13 protein-coding genes are annotated in these 18,399 nt (G+C 68.8%); 6 read left to right on the top strand and 7 right to left on the bottom strand.

All coding sequences use genetic code 11. The features are described 5' to 3' along the window. Positions 1–250 precede the first annotated feature (250 nt). The 4 genes from PROPJV5_RS09780 to PROPJV5_RS09765 all read left to right on the top strand — a co-directional run bounded on the left by PROPJV5_RS09780 (position 251) and on the right by PROPJV5_RS09765 (position 8,413). Entirely contained in the window at positions 251–2,626 is a 2,376-nt protein-coding gene (locus PROPJV5_RS09780; RefSeq protein WP_119716175.1) for a SpaA isopeptide-forming pilin-related protein, read from the top strand. Positions 2,627–2,988: 362 nt separating this feature from the next. Further along, entirely contained in the window at positions 2,989–5,634 is a 2,646-nt protein-coding gene (locus PROPJV5_RS09775; protein ID WP_147385424.1) for a CshA/CshB family fibrillar adhesin-related protein, read from the top strand. Positions 5,635–5,807: 173 nt separating this feature from the next. Next, a complete protein-coding gene (locus tag PROPJV5_RS09770) occupies positions 5,808–7,337 on the top strand; it encodes a SpaH/EbpB family LPXTG-anchored major pilin (RefSeq protein ID WP_119716173.1) in 1,530 nt (509 codons plus the stop codon). A 113-nt stretch (positions 7,338–7,450) separates the two neighbouring features. After that, entirely contained in the window at positions 7,451–8,413 is a 963-nt protein-coding gene (locus PROPJV5_RS09765) for a class C sortase (protein WP_220474404.1), read from the top strand. 152 nt (positions 8,414–8,565) lie between these two features. On the opposite strand, the gene PROPJV5_RS09760 is transcribed toward PROPJV5_RS09765, so the two are convergent. From PROPJV5_RS09760 to PROPJV5_RS09730, 7 genes are all read right to left on the bottom strand, one after another. Further along, entirely contained in the window at positions 8,566–10,248 is a 1,683-nt protein-coding gene (locus tag PROPJV5_RS09760) for a class I adenylate-forming enzyme family protein (protein WP_119716172.1), read from the bottom strand. A 288-nt stretch (positions 10,249–10,536) separates the two neighbouring features. Then, entirely contained in the window at positions 10,537–11,937 is a 1,401-nt protein-coding gene (locus tag PROPJV5_RS09755) for an MFS transporter (RefSeq protein WP_119716171.1), read from the bottom strand. A 174-nt stretch (positions 11,938–12,111) separates the two neighbouring features. Further along, entirely contained in the window at positions 12,112–13,203 is a 1,092-nt protein-coding gene (locus PROPJV5_RS09750; RefSeq protein WP_119716170.1) for an ABC transporter ATP-binding protein, read from the bottom strand. Further along, positions 13,200–14,843 carry an ABC transporter permease gene (locus tag PROPJV5_RS09745; RefSeq protein ID WP_119716169.1) on the bottom strand — a complete coding sequence of 548 codons (1,644 nt, stop codon included), beginning with the start codon at positions 14,841–14,843 and terminating at the stop codon, positions 13,200–13,202. Before PROPJV5_RS09745 ends, PROPJV5_RS09750 begins: the two co-directional genes overlap by 4 nt. Beyond that, a complete protein-coding gene (locus tag PROPJV5_RS09740) occupies positions 14,840–15,880 on the bottom strand; it encodes an ABC transporter substrate-binding protein (RefSeq protein WP_119716168.1) in 1,041 nt (346 codons plus the stop codon). The genes PROPJV5_RS09745 and PROPJV5_RS09740 overlap by 4 nt, the downstream gene beginning before the upstream one ends. After that, positions 15,877–16,566 (bottom strand): response regulator transcription factor, encoded by a 690-nt coding sequence (locus tag PROPJV5_RS09735; RefSeq protein ID WP_119716167.1) that lies wholly within the window; start codon positions 16,564–16,566, stop codon positions 15,877–15,879. The genes PROPJV5_RS09740 and PROPJV5_RS09735 overlap by 4 nt, the downstream gene beginning before the upstream one ends. Continuing rightward, positions 16,563–17,408 (bottom strand): sensor histidine kinase, encoded by an 846-nt coding sequence (locus PROPJV5_RS09730; protein WP_182858670.1) that lies wholly within the window; start codon positions 17,406–17,408, stop codon positions 16,563–16,565. Before PROPJV5_RS09730 ends, PROPJV5_RS09735 begins: the two co-directional genes overlap by 4 nt. Before the next feature lie 362 nt (positions 17,409–17,770). Here PROPJV5_RS09730 and PROPJV5_RS09725 point away from each other — a divergent pair, with 362 nt between their 5' ends. Then, positions 17,771–18,025, top strand: a complete 255-nt coding sequence (locus PROPJV5_RS09725) for a type II toxin-antitoxin system RelB/DinJ family antitoxin (protein WP_119716165.1) — start codon at positions 17,771–17,773, stop codon at positions 18,023–18,025. Then, positions 18,018–18,293 carry a type II toxin-antitoxin system RelE/ParE family toxin gene (locus PROPJV5_RS09720; protein ID WP_119716164.1) on the top strand — a complete coding sequence of 92 codons (276 nt, stop codon included), beginning with the start codon at positions 18,018–18,020 and terminating at the stop codon, positions 18,291–18,293. Before PROPJV5_RS09725 ends, PROPJV5_RS09720 begins: the two co-directional genes overlap by 8 nt. Positions 18,294–18,399 lie beyond the last annotated feature (106 nt).

Below are 18,399 nucleotides of genomic sequence, written 5' to 3'. Positions count from 1 at the left end.
CCGCTCCAGTGTCAACCAATGGTGCAAGTTTTAACGAAGCACAAGTTCGTGTGGTAAACAGGGGTCCGCTCAGGTAGTCACGCACTTTCACCCCCCCTGAGGATGAGTCAGTTCCCTAAGGGCTCATGCCCACCCCGGGTGGTTTTTCATGCGTTGTGAGACATTTTTCGACAAGCATCCGCACCATGGACGCCATGGCGCATCGGCCCTGGTCGGTGCGTTCGCATTGCTTCTGTCGTGCCTTGCGGGCGTGGTCAACGCGCCCTCGGCCACAGCCGACTCGGACATCTGGGTTGAATTCGGTTCGACCTCGACCAGGATCCATGACGTCACCGCCGAACGGGCTCCCGGTGACACGTGGTACGCCAACACCTATTACTGCGTGCGCTACAACCCCTCGCCCGGTGGGTCCACGGCGAACGCGACGACGACGACAACGGTGGCCTCGGGAAGCTACGCGCTGTTCTCCTACGGCTCGGAATCCCCGTACTCCTGCCCGAGTGGCTTCAGCTACACCACCCAGAGCTCGGTCGGGTTCATGCCTGGCGACACCAGCGCGGTCAATGTCGGTGAGGTCTTCCTCGTCGGGACGATGCGACACCACAACTCCCCCATCTACACGGGAATCGGAACCGGGACCGGTGGTGGCGGCACTCGCATGAACGGGACCATGGACATCGACCTCGCCTCGACCCTCCAGGCGTCGTTCCCCTTCGAACTCAACGAGACCGTCAACACGTGCCGGTCCACATTCGACGCGCAGGGCAACTATGACGCCACGGGCAGTGGGGCGTACGCGTTCAACCGGTACGGTGACATCGGCCTGCGCGCCACCTGGTCCGGGTGGGGGTGGAGCTCTGACTACCACTACGCGTTCGACCGCAACGATACCCTCAGGTCCTTCCCCCCGGGGGACACCTCGGCCGATGGCTCGAACGAGGGCGCCCTCTACGGCCGTGACGGGCGCTCGTGTGAGGACGACGTCCTGTCGATGACCTCGCACAGTTCCACGACGACGTGGACCGACCCCTCGACCGGCATCGCGTACAAGCTCGTGCTGCGCGGTTTCGTGAACAACGGCCGTAACACGGTGTGCTCGACCGATGCCTCATCGGTCGAGTCCAGGCTGGAGGACACCTTCATCACCCAGGAGAACACCGACACCTACGGCTGCCTCTACGGTTCGCTTGAGCAGGTGCGCACGGTCACCTTCGCCAAGGACGTCACCGGGAGCAGCGGGGACGCCGTGGCCATTCCGCAGTTCACCTACACCAACGTCTCGCAGGCCGACTCCATGGAACTCGAGAGATGGGGGACCCCCAACCCGCTCCAGCCCACCGGGTGGGGCAGCGATCATGCCGCGACCGATTCACGGTCCTACGAGCTGTTCGTACCCAACGGCGGTGGCGCGGTGCAGGAGAACCAGGCCGATCCGGCCCCGACCGAGGAGACGCCCGGCTGGCGGCTGTCCGGGGTGACGTGCACGCAGAGCGATGGCGCGCCCCTGCTCGACGAGGACGGCAATGTCCTCGACCAGACCGGTGCCGTCGACCTGGAGACGGGCACGCTCGACCTGAGCACCGTTGGCCTCGCCCAGACGGCGGCCGAGATGGCCATCACCTGCACCTGGCACAACGAATACGTGGAACCGGCCCCTCAACTGAGGGTGGAGAAGGCCTTCACCGGCTCCGACGCGGTGGCGGGCACGCCCACCTTCAACGCCGACTACACGATCACCGTCACCAATGACGGCGTCACCACCCAGAACAGCGGCGTGCTCGTCGACCGGCCCGACTTCGCCGCCGGGGCGAACCTGAACACGGTGTGGATCAGCCAGGACCCGGCAGAACTCGGCCAGGACGGTGCCGTGGTCGAGGACTCGGGCGACGGCAGCTACCGGATCACCGAGGGCGTCGTCCTCGAACCCGGGCAGAGCCAGGTCTTCTACGTGCGGGCCAATGTGACCCTTGACCCGTCCACCCCCGGCTACTCCGTCCAGGACCTGGTCTGCTCCCAGACCGAGTCCGGGTACGAGGCCAGGCACGGGCTGTTCAACGAAGTGATCGCCGAGGACGGCAAGGACGTCGACGGCCCGGAGAACAACACGGCCTGCGGCCCGGTCGATCCTGACGCCGCCCGACGTCAGGTGACGATCCACAAGACCGGCATCCAGGGCAGCGTGAGCGGGGCCACGTTCGCGATCTACCCGGTCGACCCGTCGACCGAGGGCGCCACGCCCCTCGACGAGGGTGTCACAGTGGACCCGGACGACGGCTCGGTCTTCACCACCGCGGCCCTGGACCTCAACCGCGACTACTGGCTGGTCGAGACCCAGGCCCCCGCCGGCCACGAGAGACTGCCCGGGCCCATCGGCTTCCACCTCACCGCTGACGGCGTCACCCTGCTCGACCCCGACGCCCTGGCCGGCACGGTCACCGTGTCCAGGACCGATCAGGGCGTCGACGTCATCACCGTCAACGACACGGCCGTCGCCGTGCCCCTGCCACTGACCGGCGGCCACGGGGCGCTGCTCTACGGTCTGGCCGCCATCGTGCTCCTCGGAACAGCTGGTGCACTGGCCATTCGCCACCGGAGGTCTCACCACGGAGTACAGGCATCTGGGTGATGTATCGGGGGTATTGAGTCGACACGCCGGCTCAATACCCCTGAATAACCCTGATTTGAAGATATTTGACGATTCATATAACGTGTAACCCCTAAGGGTCGGTGAGCTCATGCGGACCTGCATCCCCAATTCCCTGCCAAGGACTGAGCAATGATCATGCCCTCTCGGAAGGCCACGGAGTGGTTCTTCCAGATGCTGCCAGTGGTTCGGCTGACTTCGCTGTCGACGGACACACGGATCTACTCGCTGATGCCCGATCCTGCCGTCGTGCAAGAAAACTGCACGGGGGTCTCGGGCTCATGACGAGCACGGGTAAGAGGGGCTCAGCGCTGAAGACCCTTGTACGAACAGTGGGAGCTTGCGTGACGACAATCGTCCTGCTGGGCACAGCACAACCGGTTGCTGCCGCCCCACCGGCGGGCGAGTTGGCAGCGGTGTACGCCACTGGTGGTGAAGGTCGTTTCACGGATTCGATCCAGTGGCTCCAATGGGGTGAGTACCCGTTGGATCCCCTGCCCGAGAACAATGCGGTGCTCGGCTACGGCGACGAATACGGGCCCGCGGTGCGAACGGTCACGAACTACCGCTATCTCGACGATGCACAGACCCTGAAACTGACCACGAACTGCACCCTGTCCGGGCTCGTCACGGACAACGAGGGCGAACCCAATGGGGATGCCGACCCGGTGTCAAGGGCCCCGCTCGTCGCTAGCATTCCGGGCAAGTGGGCCGGGGACTCGCTCGACAATCTGTACAACATCGGTGGCACGGGTCACTGGAACGACGGCGGTCTCAGCTGGCACGAGCCCCTGCGCTACCCGGCCGACTACGTCAATGACAACCAGATGGTCATCGGGCTGTCCAACGGCTTCCCTGATCTGGGCAACGAGGGAGCCGGCTACGGCTCCCAGATGAGCTTCGACATGGAGTGCTCGGCCGACCTCAACGGAGAGGATGTCCCACTGGCCGGGCTCGTGTTGGCCGACGCGGAGGCCTCAAGCGCCCACCACGTCAGCGGTTACCGGGACGAGTGGGTACAGGCCTCCACGCCCCAGGGCGACGGCACGAGTTGGCGTGTCCTGGACACCTACCGGGATCCGGATTGCCCGGCCAGCGCCGAGGCAATCGTCACTGATGGCGGCAACACCGTTCGGCTCATGCCCACCGGCGATGAGTGCGTCTACCAGAACGGTGGCAGGTACTCGCGACCAGTGGGGGTTGGAGGCCCCGGCACCGTGCTCTTCATGGCGGGCAGTACGAGTGCCCGCATCGCCATGCAGGGCCGCGGTTACAGCGCGGTGGCCCTCGGCCTCATCATCGGTACCGACTTCGGGGACGCCCCCGAGTCCTACGGCCGCGCCAGCTCCCTGTTCCAGCCCACCTGGACCGGCGGCCAGATCACCGGCACCACCGATGCCTTCGGCGTAGGCCTGGCCGACATGGGCGCCGCCAACACCCGCCTCGGGGCCTCCATCGACAGCGAGGCCGACCAGAAGTTCTCCGTCGGTGCCGACGGCGACGACACGAGCGGCTTCGACGACGAGGACGGCGTCCAGCTGCCGGACGGCGGCATCCGGACCGAACCGGGCGCCACCCACACCCAGCAGGTCTCCTGCACCGGCCCCGGCCGGGTCGCCGGCTGGGTCGACTGGAACCGCAACGGTGTCTTCGACGAGGCCACCGAGAAGAGCCAGGAGGCGTCCTGCTCCTCGTCCGGCGCCGCGACGCTGAGCTGGACCGTGCCCGACGACGTGGTCCGCTCGGTGAGCGGTGAGACCGCCACGACGTACATGAGGGTGCGCATCACGAACGACAGCGGCACGATGCTGGCCACCGGGAACACCCTCACCGGCGAGGTCGAGGACTACGCGGTGAACGTGCGCGTGCCCACCCTGCGGCTGGTGAAGGCCGTCGACGGCGGTCAGGTGGGCTCCGACCGGCTCCTGGCACCCGAGTCCTGGACCCTGGACGGGTCGACTGGCGGTCAGAGCGTGCTGTCCGGCCAGGGCAGCACCGACGAGAAGGTCGTCCGGACCGGGCGGTACACGATCACCGAGACCACGACCAGTGACCGCGCCGGGGCCTACGAGCTGACCGGCACCGAGTGCGTGACGTCCGAGGGCGAGACCCTCGCCACGTCCGCCACCGACGACGGAGCCACACTCGCCATGAGCGGCTCGGACCGGGTGACCTGCACGCTCACGAACACGGCACGCCCGGGGGGTGTCGAGTGGGACAAGACCGACGCCGCCAACGGCGAGCCCCTGGGCGGGACCGTCTGGACCCTCACCGGCCCGAGCCACCCCGGCGGTATCGACGTCGAGGACTGCGAGGCCGATGACGCGGCCGCCTGCACCGGTCCCGACAAGGATCCCGCCGCCGGCTCCTTCGCGGTGACCGGCCTGAAGTGGGGCACCTACACCGTCATCGAGAAATCGGCGCCGCAGGGCTACGAGCTCAACGAGCAGCAGTACACCGCCACGGTGAACGACGCCAACCTCACCGCGGCCCTGCCCTCGCCCATCACGAACGAGCGCAAGACCGCTGCGGTGGCGTGGTCGAAGGTCGCCGCCGACGGGTCGCCGCTCGGCGATTCGCAGTGGACCCTCACCCCCACCGACCCGGCCGGTGAGGCCGTGAGCGTCGAGGACTGCGCGGCCGATGACGCGGCGGCCTGCACCGGTCCCGACAAGGATCCCGCCGTCGGCTCCTTCCGCGTCGAGGGCCTCACCTGGGGCGTCTACGAGCTCAAGGAGAAGTCGGCGCCCGCCGGGTACATCCTGTCCAGGGCCACCCATGAGGTGCGGATCGAGGCCGCCAACGCGGGGACGACGATCGACCTGGGCAGCTTCACCAACGACATGCACAATCCGCTGGTCGTCCCGCTCACCGGCGGGCAGAGCGCTCAGCTGTTCGCGCTCATCGGCGGCGTCCTGCTGGTCGCCGGCTCGGTGACGGCGGCGGCCCGCAGATACCGGCGGAGCACCCGGGGCGGTGACGCCGCATGAGCCTCACACGCACCCACCACAGCCCGGCCGCAACCAGGCGGCGGGCCCACAGCGACCGGCCCGGTGAGCTGGGCCGGAGAGCGGCGACGGGACCGGCCCGGCCGCTCACCCCAGAACCCACCCCATGCCGTACCGGAGGGCCCGGACGGTTCGAGAGAGAAAGCCAGAAACCCATGCAGACGAACAGACATCCCGCCGGGCGGCGCCTCGCCGCCGCCGTGGGGGTTGTGGCGTTGAGCCTGTCCGGCCTGATCGGCGGTGCCGGCGTCGCCAGCGCCGACCCCAGCTACGGCAACATCGACCAGAACGCCACCGGCTCGATCATCATCCACAAGCACCTCAATGGCGACGGAACCGAGGCGAATCCTGACGGCTCGGGCAACGTGAGCGGCGCCGCGGTCAGCGATGTCACCTTCGCCGCCTACCCGATCACCAGCCTCGATCTGTCGAAGTCCAGCGACTGGGACACCCTGTCTGGGCTCAACGTGCCCGACAGCGCCTGCGCCAACCCGACTGCACCGACCCTGGCGGGCCAGGAGCTGGGCGGCGAGGCCGGCAGCGCCACCACCGGTGGTAATGGCCAGGCCACGATCAGCGGCCTGTCCGTGCGGGCCTATCTGGTGTGCGAGACCGCGGCACCGGCCAACATCGTGCAGAAGGCCAAGCCCTTCGTCGTGACGATCCCCTATCCGTACAACGGCTCGTGGCTGTACGACGTGAACGTCTACCCGAAGAACACCGAGGTCTCCATCGAGAAGACCGTCGAGGACCAGGCCCAGTACGGCTACGGCCTCGGCTCGGTCGTCTCGTTCCCGGTGACCACCATGGTGCCGGCCCTGGAGGACACCTCGAACTTCCAGTACTTCCAGATCAAGGACCAGATGGATGCCAGGTTCTCCGATCTGGCCGTCACGCAGGTGACCCTCGGCAGCGAGACCCTGACCGCGGACACCGACTACACCGTCGACATCACCGGCAACACCGTCACGGTGAAGTTCACCAGCGCGGGCCTCACCAAGCTGAAGAGTGCTGCCGGTCAGCAGGTCAGGGCCGTCTTCCAGGGCAAGGTGACCTCGGTCGGTGACGGCGCCATCAAGAACACCGCCCAGCTCATCACCGACACCGCGTACGGCAGCGTGCCGGACACCCCGCCGGACAACCCGGACCCGGAGAACCCGCCGTCGACCCCCGAGGTGCAGACCAACTGGGGTGACCTCAAGGTGCAGAAGGTCGACGCCGACAGCACCAGCACCGGCCTGGCCGGCGCGATCTTCGAGGTGTACAATGCCACCGATCCCTACGCCGCGGACTGCTCAGGCGCCACGAAGACCGGCGATCCCATCAGGGTGGGCGGCCAGACCCAGTTCACCTCTGGCGCCAACGGCCTGGTGAACATCACCGGTCTGTACGTGTCCGACTCCGTGCACAGCCCCGCCAACGCGACCCAGCGCTGCTACGTGCTCGTCGAGGTCGAGGCCCCAGCCGGCTTCGTCAAGCAGAGCGGCGACATCGGCGTGACCGTCAAGACCGGCACCACGAGCGGCTACGACGTCACCGTCGAGAACGGCAAGCAGGCCGTCCCCGGCCTGCCGCTGACCGGTGCGCAGGGCAAGGTGCTCATGATGATCATCGGCGCCGTCCTCATCCTCACCGCAGCCACCACGGTGGCCGTCCGCTCCCGCAGGGCCACGGCGACCGCCTGAGGCGATGAGCACCCGGCCGATTGAGGACCGGCCGGAGCGACAATGATGTGGTGGGGAGACCCCGGTCTCCCCACCACATCCCCATGATGGGGCAGGTGAGGACAGGAACGGTGATGGCCGACATCAACGACAGTACGGACGAGACGCCCGGGCGCAGGCGCGGCTGGCGCCTGTCGCGGTTCTCGCTGCTCGCCGCGCTCCTCGCCTTCGCCGGCATGCTCGTCTTCGTCTACCCGACGGCGGCCAGCTGGATCTCCCAGTACAACCAGTCGAAGGCCGTCACCGGCTACACGGACAACGTGGCGACCGTCCAGCCCGAGGCCGCCGTGCAGCTGGACCGGGCCCGGGCCTACAACGAGGCCCTCAACGCGGGCGCACAGCTCGAGGCCGGGCTCAACGTGCCGACCGGCGACGGCACGAGCACCGACGACTCGCTCGACTACGACGCCATGCTCACCGCCAACGACGAGGGCCTCATGGCCAGGCTCAAGATCGACGCGATCGACCTCGACCTGCCCGTCTACCACGGCACCTCCGACGAGACCCTGCTCAAGGGCCTCGGCCACCTCAAGGGCACCTCACTGCCCATCGGTGGCGAGGGCACCCACGCCGTCATCACCGGGCACCGCGGCCTGGCCCAGGCCGAGATGTTCACCGACCTGAACAAGGTGACCGTCGGCGACCGGTTCGTCATCGAGGTCTTCGGCGAGGTGCTCACCTACCAGGTGAGCGACACCCAGGTGGTCGAGCCCACCGACACGCAGACGCTCAGCGTGCAGCCCGGCCGTGACCTCGTGACCCTCGTCACCTGCACGCCGCTGGGCATCAACACCCACCGCATCCTCGTCACCGGCGAACGCGTCGAACCGACCCCGGCCGAGGACGTCGCGGCGGCCGGCGCCCCGCCGGAGATCCCCAGGTTCCCCTGGTGGGCGGTCGCCCTGGCGGCCGGCACGGTGCTCCTCGGCGTCTACGTGTGGCGCTCCGGCCTCACGGATCATCCCCGGGGCGGAAAGGGCCGGCGGGCGCCCGAGGGCGGGGACCACGTGCCCGGCCCGGCTCCGGGGCCCGGCTGAACGGGCCTGCGGGCCCGGATCACCTCAACTGATCGCGCGACCATCGGGGGGACACCCCGGCGGCAGGACGCAGGCCTGCTGCGCTGGCGCGGGGGCAGACCGCGAGCCGATCGCCTCGTGCGCCACGAGCCGCTGGAACCGGCCGTGGGGGCTCACGGCGTGAGGAAACGGCCCTGGTCGTCGTCCGCGGAGGCCTGGTTCCTCAGGACGAAGTGCTTCTTCTTCCCGGTCGCGGTCATCGGCAGCTCGTCGACGAAGGCGTAGCGGCGGGGGCGCTTGTAGTTGGCCAGGTCGTCGCTGTCCTTGCAGAACCTGTCGAGTTCGGTGGCGGCTGCCTGCTCGTCGGTGAAGGAACCGGGGCGCGGGACGACGTAGGCCGCCACGAGCTGGCCCCACTCGGTGTCGGGCAGGCCGGTGACGGCCACGGCGGCGACATCCGGGTGCGTCGCGAGGATCTCCTCGACCTGCACCGGGTGGACGTTCTCGCCGCCGGAGATGATCATGTCGTCCTTGCGGCCGACGATGGTGATGGTCTCGTTCTCGTCCCAGGTCGCCAGGTCACCCGGGTAGACCCAGCCGTCACGGAACTTCGCGGCCTGTTCCTCCGGGTTGTCGGCGTAGGCGTAGCCGGCCTTGACCGACCGCATGATGACCTCCCCGACCTCGGTGTTGTCCTTGGCGGCGAGCTCGTCGGGCTCGGCGACCCGGTCGTCGAAGACGCGGACGACGGCGACGTCGTCGTCGATGCAGGCCTGGCCGGCCGTGCCGGGCAGGTTCGTCACGTCGTAGGGGCGCAGGAAGGTGTTCCAGAAGCTCTCGGTGACGCCGTAGCCGTTGCCGATACGCGGGCTGAGCACGTTCTGGTAGCGCACGGCCGCGGCCTTCTCCAGGGGGGCGCCCATCGTGACGATGCCGTGCAGGCTCGACAGATCGCGGGGCTCGGCCTCCTGCACGTCGGCCAGGCGCTCCAGGTTCGTCGGGGCGCCGACCAGGTAGGTCAGCCGGTGCTGCTCGACGGCGTCAAGGACGGCCGCCGCGCTGAACTTCGGCATGATGACGACCTCGCCGCCCACGTAGAACATGGTGTTCGGTCCGGCGCAGTAGTTGCCGCCGCGGTGGAACCAGGGCGACATGTTGAGCGTGCGGTCGTGCGGGTTGACGGGGAAGTGCATGATCACGTCGTGCGCGGTGAGCACCTCGTTGAAGCTGGTCAACGGCACGGCCTTCGGCATGCCGGTGGTGCCGGAGGTGAACAGCCGGCTCGTCTCGTCCCAGGTGGAGCCGTCGGCCGGGGCGGTGAAACCGGGGGCCTCGGCGGCGTACAGCTCGTCGAAGCCGATGGCGCCGGGCAACGGCTCGCCGTCGCCGACGGCGACCAGTACGGGAGGACGGAAGTCGGCCCTTCTCAGGGCGTCGGCGGTCTGGGCCGACTGGCTGGTGTCGTAGACGTAGACGGCCGGGTGCAGCTGGTCGAGCGCATGGGCCGTCTCGCCGGGCGACAGGCGGAAGTTCATCGGGGAGCTGACCGCGCGCAGCCCCTGGGCCGCGACGTACAGCAGGGAGAACTCGGGGCAGTTGAGCAGCTGGTGGGCGATGATGTCACCGGTCCCGACACCGTGTGCGGCCAGGCCCGCCACGAGACGGCCGGTGTCCGCGCCGAGTTGGGCGTAGGTCCAGGTGCGGCCGCTGGGCAGGTCCGTCATGGCGGTTCGGTTCGCGTAACGGTGAACGTTGCGTTCGAAGCCGGCGGCCCAGGTGAATCGTCGCTCGACGACCTCGCGCAGGGCTGCGGTGTCGTAGTCGGTGTTGGGAGCCTCGATGGGTGATGTCGTCATGGGTTCTACTCCAGGCTGGTGGACGTGAGCCGAGGCGGTGGGCGCCCCTCGGTACCTACGGTCGAGTAAGTTCAGGGCCACAGCAAACCTACGCTTCGGTAAGTAACGAGGCAAAGCCTGATCGCTCACAGGGCAGCATTCACAGCCTGCGCACGGGAAGCCGGCGGACCCGGTTCCGACGACCATGCGTCACGCGCCGGCCCCCGGTCCAGACCGTCAGAGCCTGAGCCGGGGGCCGGCGCGTGAGGGAGATGCCAGTCCCGGAATCCGGGACCCTGGCCAGGGGACCTACTGCCCGCTCCTCACCCGGTGGGCCTCGATGAGGCGCCTCTCCTCGGGGCCGATGAAGGCCAGCAGGATCACGGCGACCGCGACGAACGCCACGAGCATGCCGTAGGTGATGTACCAGCCGAAGTGCTCGGCGACGTAGCCGACACCGGTCGAGGCCATCGTCGCGCCGAGCACGTATCCGAACAGGCCGGTGAAGCCCGCCGAGGTGCCCGCCACGTGGGCCGCCGACATGTCGATGGCCTGCAGGCCGATGAGCATGACCGGCCCGTAGATGAAGGCGCCGATGAAGAACAGGTAGACCATGAGCAGCCAGTACGGGGTACCGACCGGGGCCAGCCAGTAGAGGATGAGGAAGACGCCCACACCGGTGAGGAAGGTGATGCCGGTGCGGGTGCGGTTCCCCTTGAAGATCTTGTCGGAGGCCCAGCCGCAGGCCAGCGTGCCGAAGATGCCGGCCAGTTCGAAGAGCGAGAACCCGGCGATGCCCTTGGCCACCGAGACCTCGTGCACCTGCGACAGATAGGTGGGCGCCCAGCTCAGCACGCCGTACCGCAGGGCGTAGACGAAGACGTTGGCGAAGGCCAGGAGCAGCATCGCCTTGTTCCGGAAGACGTGCTGGACGACGATCTGCCAGTAACTCAACTTCTCGAGTTCGCTGGTGTCGGACTCGACCTTGGCCGGGTCGTCGCGGTACTCCTCGATCGGGGGCAGGCCGACCGATGCTGGCGTGTCGCGGATGAGGGCGAAGGCGACGGCCGCGACGACGATCGCCATGACGGCGGGCAGCCAGAAGGCCGCATGCCAGTCGTCGCCGGTCAACGCCAGACCCCACGCCGCGGCGGCGCCGACCCCCATGCCGCCGACGTTGTGGGCGCAGTTCCAGATCGAGGTCTTCCAGCCCCGCTCATTGGTGCTGAACCAGTGCACGAGCACGCGGCCCGCCGGAGGCCAGCCCATGCCCTGGAACCAGCCGTTGATGAACATGACGGTCGCGAACACGGCCAGGGAACTCGACACCGCCGGCACGAAGGCGACCACCAGATTGGCCAGGGCCGACAGGACGAGCCCCAGCGGCATGAAGTAACGGGCGTTCGAACGGTCGGAGATCATCGCCATGAAGAACTTCGAGAAACCGTAGGCGATGAGCACCGCATTGGCGATGAGACCGATGCCGGTCTTGTTGATCTGGCCCCCGTCGAGCAGGATCTTCGAGACCAGCGAGATGTTGTTGCGGATCAGGTAGAAGCCGGCGTAGCCGATGAAGATCCCCATGAACACCTGAAGACGCAGGCGTGGGTAACGGCGTTTCACCTCGTCATCGCCGAGACGTGGGGCCTGGGGCGGTGCGGCCAGCCACGACCGTTTCCTGCCCGGCTGGACTGTCGATGTTGCGGACATGTGTGACTCCCATGGACGGTGCCGCCCGGTCGAGCGGCGCTGCTCGCTCACATCGTCATCGCCGGGCGTTCCCGGAGTCGATCACTCGCGGTAACAGTTGGTCACAGCCCTGTCACCGGGACGAACCCCATGCAGCGCCCCGGCCCCGGCATAAGCCGGCGCCGGGGCGGGGGCTCAGCGGGGGAACAGCCACAACCGGTCGGGGTGGAAGACCAGCCGCGCCGGATCGTGGCGTTCCAGCAGGGGACCCCACAGCTCACCGGTGCCGAGCACCGATCCGCGCTCGGTCTCGATCTGGTACTCCATCCACTCGCCGCGGTAGAACCTGCGCTGGATGACACCGAGCATGCCGCGGGGTTCGGGCTGGCCCATCACCGTGGCCGTCCCGGACGCCGGGACGACGGACAGGGCATTGGGCCGGATGAGCAGGACCGCCTCGGAACCGGCCGTGACCGGAACGGTCGGCGGGCAGGCCACCGTCATCGGCGTGCCGAGCACGTCCACCCGCCGCTGCGAGTCCGATTCGCCCGGACCGAGGACCCGCACGTCCAGGAAACTGGAGGCCCCCATGAACGAGGCGACGAAGGAACTCGTCGGGCGCTGGTAGATGTCCCGTGGCGAGCCCTCGTCGACCACCTCGCCGCGGTTCAGGACGACGATCCGGTCGGCCGTGCCGAGGGCGAGCGGCGTGTCGTGGGTCACGTGGATGACGGTCATGCCCAGGCGCCTGCGCATCTGGTCGATGAGGTCGAGAAGGCTGCTCTTGAGCCCCTGCTCCAGACCCGACAGCGGCTCGTCCAGCAGCAGTACCTCGGGACGTGTCACGAGTGCCCTGGCCAGGGCGACACGACGGCGTTGACCACCGGACAACTGGCGGGGCAGCGCGTCGGCGACACCTGCCAGTCCCAGCCGCAGCAGCATCACCTCGGTCTGGTCCTGCAGATGCGTCCTGGACGCCCCGGCCAGTCGCAGCGGGTAGGCGACGTTGTCGGCCACCGTCCGTTCGGGGAACAGGTTGTCCTGCTGGAACATCGTCGCGGTGGGACGACGGGCCGGCGCGAGAGATGTCACATCCCGGCCGCCGATGAGAACCCTGCCGGCATCGGGGCTGGTCAAACCGTTGATGACCGTCACGAGCGTCGACTTCCCCGAGCCGGAGGGGCCCATCAGGTCGAGCAGTTCCCCCGGGCCCGCCTCGATCGTCACATCGCGCAGGGCCGGCCGTGCCATCCCCGGGAAGGTCTTGGTGATCCCGATCGCCTTCATGCCCGCACCTCGTCCAGTGCCCCGACCCCGGTGACGGTCACCCGGCGCAGCGGGGCGGCCAGCACCGCGGCACAGCCGCCGAGCGTCCCCAGCAGAGCGGCAGACGTCACCGCCAGGGCGCTGGCCCGGCCCAGCTGGCCCGACTCGACGTCGGTGATGAGCCGTGTCGCGAGGAAGGGGGTGTCGGCGCCGTTGAACAACACGACCGGCGCCAGTGAGGTGACGGCCTCGGCGAGCGTGACGATGAGCATCATGGGCATGACGACCGACAGGTGCGGAACGGCGAGGGGGCCGATGATCTGTCGGGGCCGTACGGCGAGGCCGGCGGCCGACTCCGCGGCCCCCGGAGTCATCGAGGCCAGCCGCTGACGAAGCAGGGTGATCATCATCGGCGCCGAGCCGATCGTCGTGATCGTCGCGACCAGCCCGAGCACCACCCACCCCGAGGCCGCGCCCCACAGCGGCCTGCGCCACCAGTGGAGAGCGCCGAGCGCCAGGGGCAGGATCGGGGTGGTCGAGGCCAGCAGCACGCGGGAGATGCTGGCCGGACCGGCGCGTGGGGATATGACCAGCACGGCCAGGGCGATGCTCGTCGCCGCCACCACGGTCACCGCCGACACGAGCAGTGAGTCGGAGACGGCCAAGCGCGTGGTGTCGCTGGTGAACAGCTCGATGTAGTGCCCGCCGGTCAACCCCGCCGTGGTCGTCAGCACCGAGGCGACCGCGCAGACGACCAGCGGCAGCACCTCGACCGAGGCGACGACCCAGGCGGCCGTGACGAGCGCCCAGTCCCCCACCCCCGACGGCCGGACCCGGCGGTGGTGGCGCAGTCGTTCCTGAACCGGCAGGTGATCGCGTCCGGGGACGGCCAGTGCCGCCACGGCGCAGATGGCGAGGAGAACGAGTCCGCAGGCCCCGGCCCCCGGCATGTCGCCCTCGCCGACGGCGGCGTCACGCAGCCGGGTGCTGAGCACCGGGTAGCTGCCGCCCAGCGCCAGCGGATTGGTGATGTCGACCGCCGCGCGGGCCACGAGCAGGAGGAAGGCGCCGGCCAGGGCCCCACGCATGCGCGGCAGCACGATGCGGGTCAGGACGTGGGTCTCAGAGGCCCCCATGTCGCGGGCCTGCTCCACGAGCGCCCGGTCGAGGTTCGAGAGCCCGCCCAGGATCACGAGGTGGGCGAGGGGCAGCAGCGTCATCACCTCGGCGGCGGCCAGCCCGGCGAAACCGTACACCGGAACCGAGTGCCAGCCCAGCAGCCGTGCGGCGAGCCCGTTGTGGCCCCACAGCTGGAGCAGCGCGATGGCCGGGGCCACCGGGGGCATGAGCAGCTGGCTGAGCACCATGAGCTGCAGCAGCCGGCGGCCGCGAAACCTGAAGCGGTGGTGGACGCCGGCCAGCAGCGCGCCGCCAATCGTCCCCGCCAGGCCCGTGACGAGGGCCAGCGTCAAGGTCCCGGTGACCAGACGGTGCTGGTTGACCACGACACCGACCAGGGCGGCACGTCCCTCGGCGGTGAGCGGTACCGACAGAACCGGCCACAGCAGGACGGCGATCACTGCATCGGCGAGCCCCCACAGGACACCGCCGCGCGCCAGGTGCCGCGCGGGAACGCGGCTCGCCGGGATGATGCGTCTCATGACAGCACCTGCCTGTTGAAGCGGTCGAGCAATTCCCTCTGCCGCGCCGCCGCCTCGTCCAGCGGCAACTCGGCCAAGTGCGAGCCGGGCGGCAGGACCAGTCGCTCGTCGCGGGCGAGGTCATCCCTGGCCGGCAGCTGGCTGGAGGCGATTCCCGCGCCGAGGGACTGGCCCTCGTCCGAGAGCATGAAGTCCTCGAAACGCCGGGCCGTCTCCGGCTGGTCGGTGCCGGCCAGGATCGCGATGCCACCGATCTCGTGGCCCGTGCCGTCATCGGGGTAGGTGATCGTCAGCTCGTCGTGGCCCTGGTCGATCTGCTTGGCGCAGTGCTGGGTGAAGGCGATCGCCACGGCCACCTCGCCGCGTGCCGCGACCCCGGAGGGCGCCAGCCCCGAGGACGTGTACTGCAGGATGTTCCGGTTCAGCAGACGCAGCCAGGCCATCGCCGCATCGGTGCCGAGCCTGGCCACCTGCGTCTCCACCATCGTGTAACCGGTGCCCGACAGGTTCGGGTTCGGCGCCGAGACGAGGCCGCGCAGCCGCGGGTCGAGCACGTCACCCCACCGGGTGGGTGCGTCGAGCCCGGCCCGGGCGAGCACGGCGGTGTTCGAGCAGAAACCGAGAACGCCCTGGTAGATACCGGTCCAGGCCCCGGACGGGTCCTTGCGGTCGTCGGGCACGTGCTCGGCGCCGGCCGGGACGTAGGCGGCGAACAGCCCGCGGCCGGCACCCAGCACGTACATCTCGGCGGGCCCGCCCATCCACACGTCGAACTGGTTGTCGTGCTGGCTGACGAGGGTGAGGGCCTCGCCCGCCGAGCGGCGGGCGACGGTCACGTTGACACCGGTGCGCTCCCGGAAGGCGCGGCCCCACTCCTGGCAGAGGTCCTCGATCGAGGAGCACAGCACCGACAGGCGGGGCCCCCGCGCGTGGGCGATGACGTTGACCGCCGAGGCCGCCACGACGAGGCTGATCACGAGCGCGCCGGCGGAGCGGGCGAGCCGTGCCCGCCACCGGGTGCGGTACGGGCCTGTCACGGGGCGTCCTGGTCAGGCATGAGATAGCCCACGCCGCGCACGGTGACGATGAGGGGGCGCCCATCGGTGTCGAGGCGCTGACGCAGCCGGTAGACGGTCGTCTTGACCATCTCGCGGCCACCGGCGTCGGACTCGGTGAACCAGACCTCGTTGAGCAGCCCCGCCCAGGTGACGACCTCGCCCTTGTGCCTGGCCAGCGCAGTGAGCAGGCGCAGTTCGATGTCGGAGATGCGCAGCAGCCGCCCGTTCCACGTGGCGCGGTGCCGTCTGGTGTCGATGACGAGCGGGCCGTTGGTGACGAGGCCGGCCTCGGCGCCGGCCTGCGTGCGGCGGTGGACGGCCTGGGCGCGCAGGGCCAGCTCGCGGGGGCTGAACGGCTTGGTGAGGTAGTCGTCCGCGCCGGCCAGCAGCCCGGCGATGCGGTCATCGGTGCTGCTCTTGGCCGTCAGCAGGATGACGGGTGTCGTGCCCGTCGCCCTGATCCGCTCGCACAGTTCGATGCCCGAGGCGCCGGGCAGCATGATGTCGAGGACGACGATGTCGACCTGCCGGCGGGTGAGGATCTCCCAGGCCTGCTCGGCGGTCGCCGCGGTGAGGCAGGCGAAGCCCTGGGTCTCCAGGGCGAAGGCGACGATCGAGACCATCTGGGCCTGATCGTCGACGACCAGTGCGGTGGGTGCGCTCATGGGGTCTCCTGATCCGCTGCCGGCGGGGGGAGGGACGTGGCGGGGTCCCCCAGCGGCAGAGCGCACAGGATCGAGGTGCCCCGTCCGTCGATGGTGTCGATGAGCAGGCGGCCCCCGTGCGCGGCGATGACACGCTGGGCGACGAGCATGCCCAGGCCGGTGCCGTGCCTGTCGTTCTCGCCGGGCGGTGAGCTGAAGGGCTGGAACAGCCTCGCCCGGTCGCTGTCGGTCATGCCGGCCCCGTCGTCGGTGACGGCGATGACGGCCGTCTCGTCGGCCTCCGACACCTGCACCGAGATGGTCGCGCCCGGGCCCGCGTGGCGCACCGCATTGTTGACGAGGTTCCACAGCGCCTGGCGCAGCAGGGCGGGGTCGCCGTCGAGGCTGATGCGGGCGCCGGTGTTGTCGAGCTCGATGGGGATGCGGGTGAAGTGGCGCAGCTCGGAGACCGCCTGACGCACCAGCGAGCGCACCTCGACGCGCTCGCGGCGCAGGGTGAGCAGCTGGGCCTCGATGCGCGCCTCGGTGAGCATCGTCTCGGACAGCTGCGTCATCTGCGCGGTGTTGTCGGCGATCGTCTCGACGAACTCGCGCTGGCGTTCGGTGAGCGGGCCCGGGGTGCCCTCCAGGAGTAGTTCGGTGGCGCCCCGGATGAGGGCGAGCGGGGTGCGGACCTCGTGGGAGAAGATCTGCGGGCGTTCCATGCGGCGCCGGACGACACTGCGCAGCTGCTCGTTGTCGGCGCGCAGCAGGGTGAGCCGGCGGCGCAGCACCAGGGCGAGGACGCCCGAGCCGGCGCAGGCCACCCCCAGGAGCACGACGGCCCAGACCAGTGCGTGCATGCGGTCAGTATGACGCACCCGGTCGGTGCCGGGTGGGCGCGGGGTTACCCGGTCACGGCGGGCGTGACGTATTCCGTGTCGTCGGTCGGGGCCGGAGACCACTCGATGTCGCCGGCGCATCGGCGGACACCGGGAACAATCCGAGGGAGCCTGTCGCCATACGGGTCCGCGGAGGAATTCGCCAGGCATCCTCCGGCGGGGCGACCGTCATCGACGGAATCCCTGTCCGGCTGTGGTGTGCCAGTGGTGAGGGCCCCGTGAACAATCCCGAGAAGACCGGGGGAGTACTCACGCAAGAGATGTATCGACTCCAGAAAGAGTACAAACAGGGTACATTTGGAGCCAGAGTAAGGAGGATTCTCATGAATCTCGACGCTCGGATCCAGGTGCGGACCAGCCGCGAGCTGAAGGAGCAGGCCACGGAGACGCTCGAGAGCATGGGCATGTCCGTACCCACGGCGATCAACATTTTTCTCCGTCAGGTCGTCCACGAGCAGCGGCTGCCCTTCCAGCCCAGCCTCTTCCCGTACGTGGATGCGATCCGTGAGGCCGAGGCCGAGCCTGTCGTCGACGTCAACGGCATCGACGAGATGATGGATCTCATTGATCATGCGTAGGATCGCCTACCGGCCTGCCTTCCTGCGTGATGTGAAGCGACTCAAGCGCAAGCACTACGACATGAACGCCCTCAAGACCGCCATCCAAGCGGTCGATGCTCAGGAGACAGACTGGCTGAGGAGCCATCGCGGCCACCAGTTCACGGGTCCTCTCTCGAACTACCGCGAATTGCACATCACGGCCGACTGGCTGCTGCTTTACACCATCGATCCTGATGATGGAACCCTCATCTTGAGCCGAACCGGAAGCCACGACCAGCTCCTGTGACCTCGTGCGTCTCGGCTTCAGCATGGTGCTGCAAGTCGTCCCGAGCGGCATCGCCGGCTTCTCATGTTCGTCGCGTTCCGCGGCATCCGAGCAGAAACCCTCTTGC

Source organism: Propionibacterium ruminifibrarum (assembly GCF_900289195.1).
GTDB lineage: Bacteria > Actinomycetota > Actinomycetes > Propionibacteriales > Propionibacteriaceae > Propionibacterium > Propionibacterium ruminifibrarum.
The sequence above is the reverse complement of the archived record's forward strand: the minus strand, read 5'-3'. Positions and strand labels throughout refer to the sequence as shown.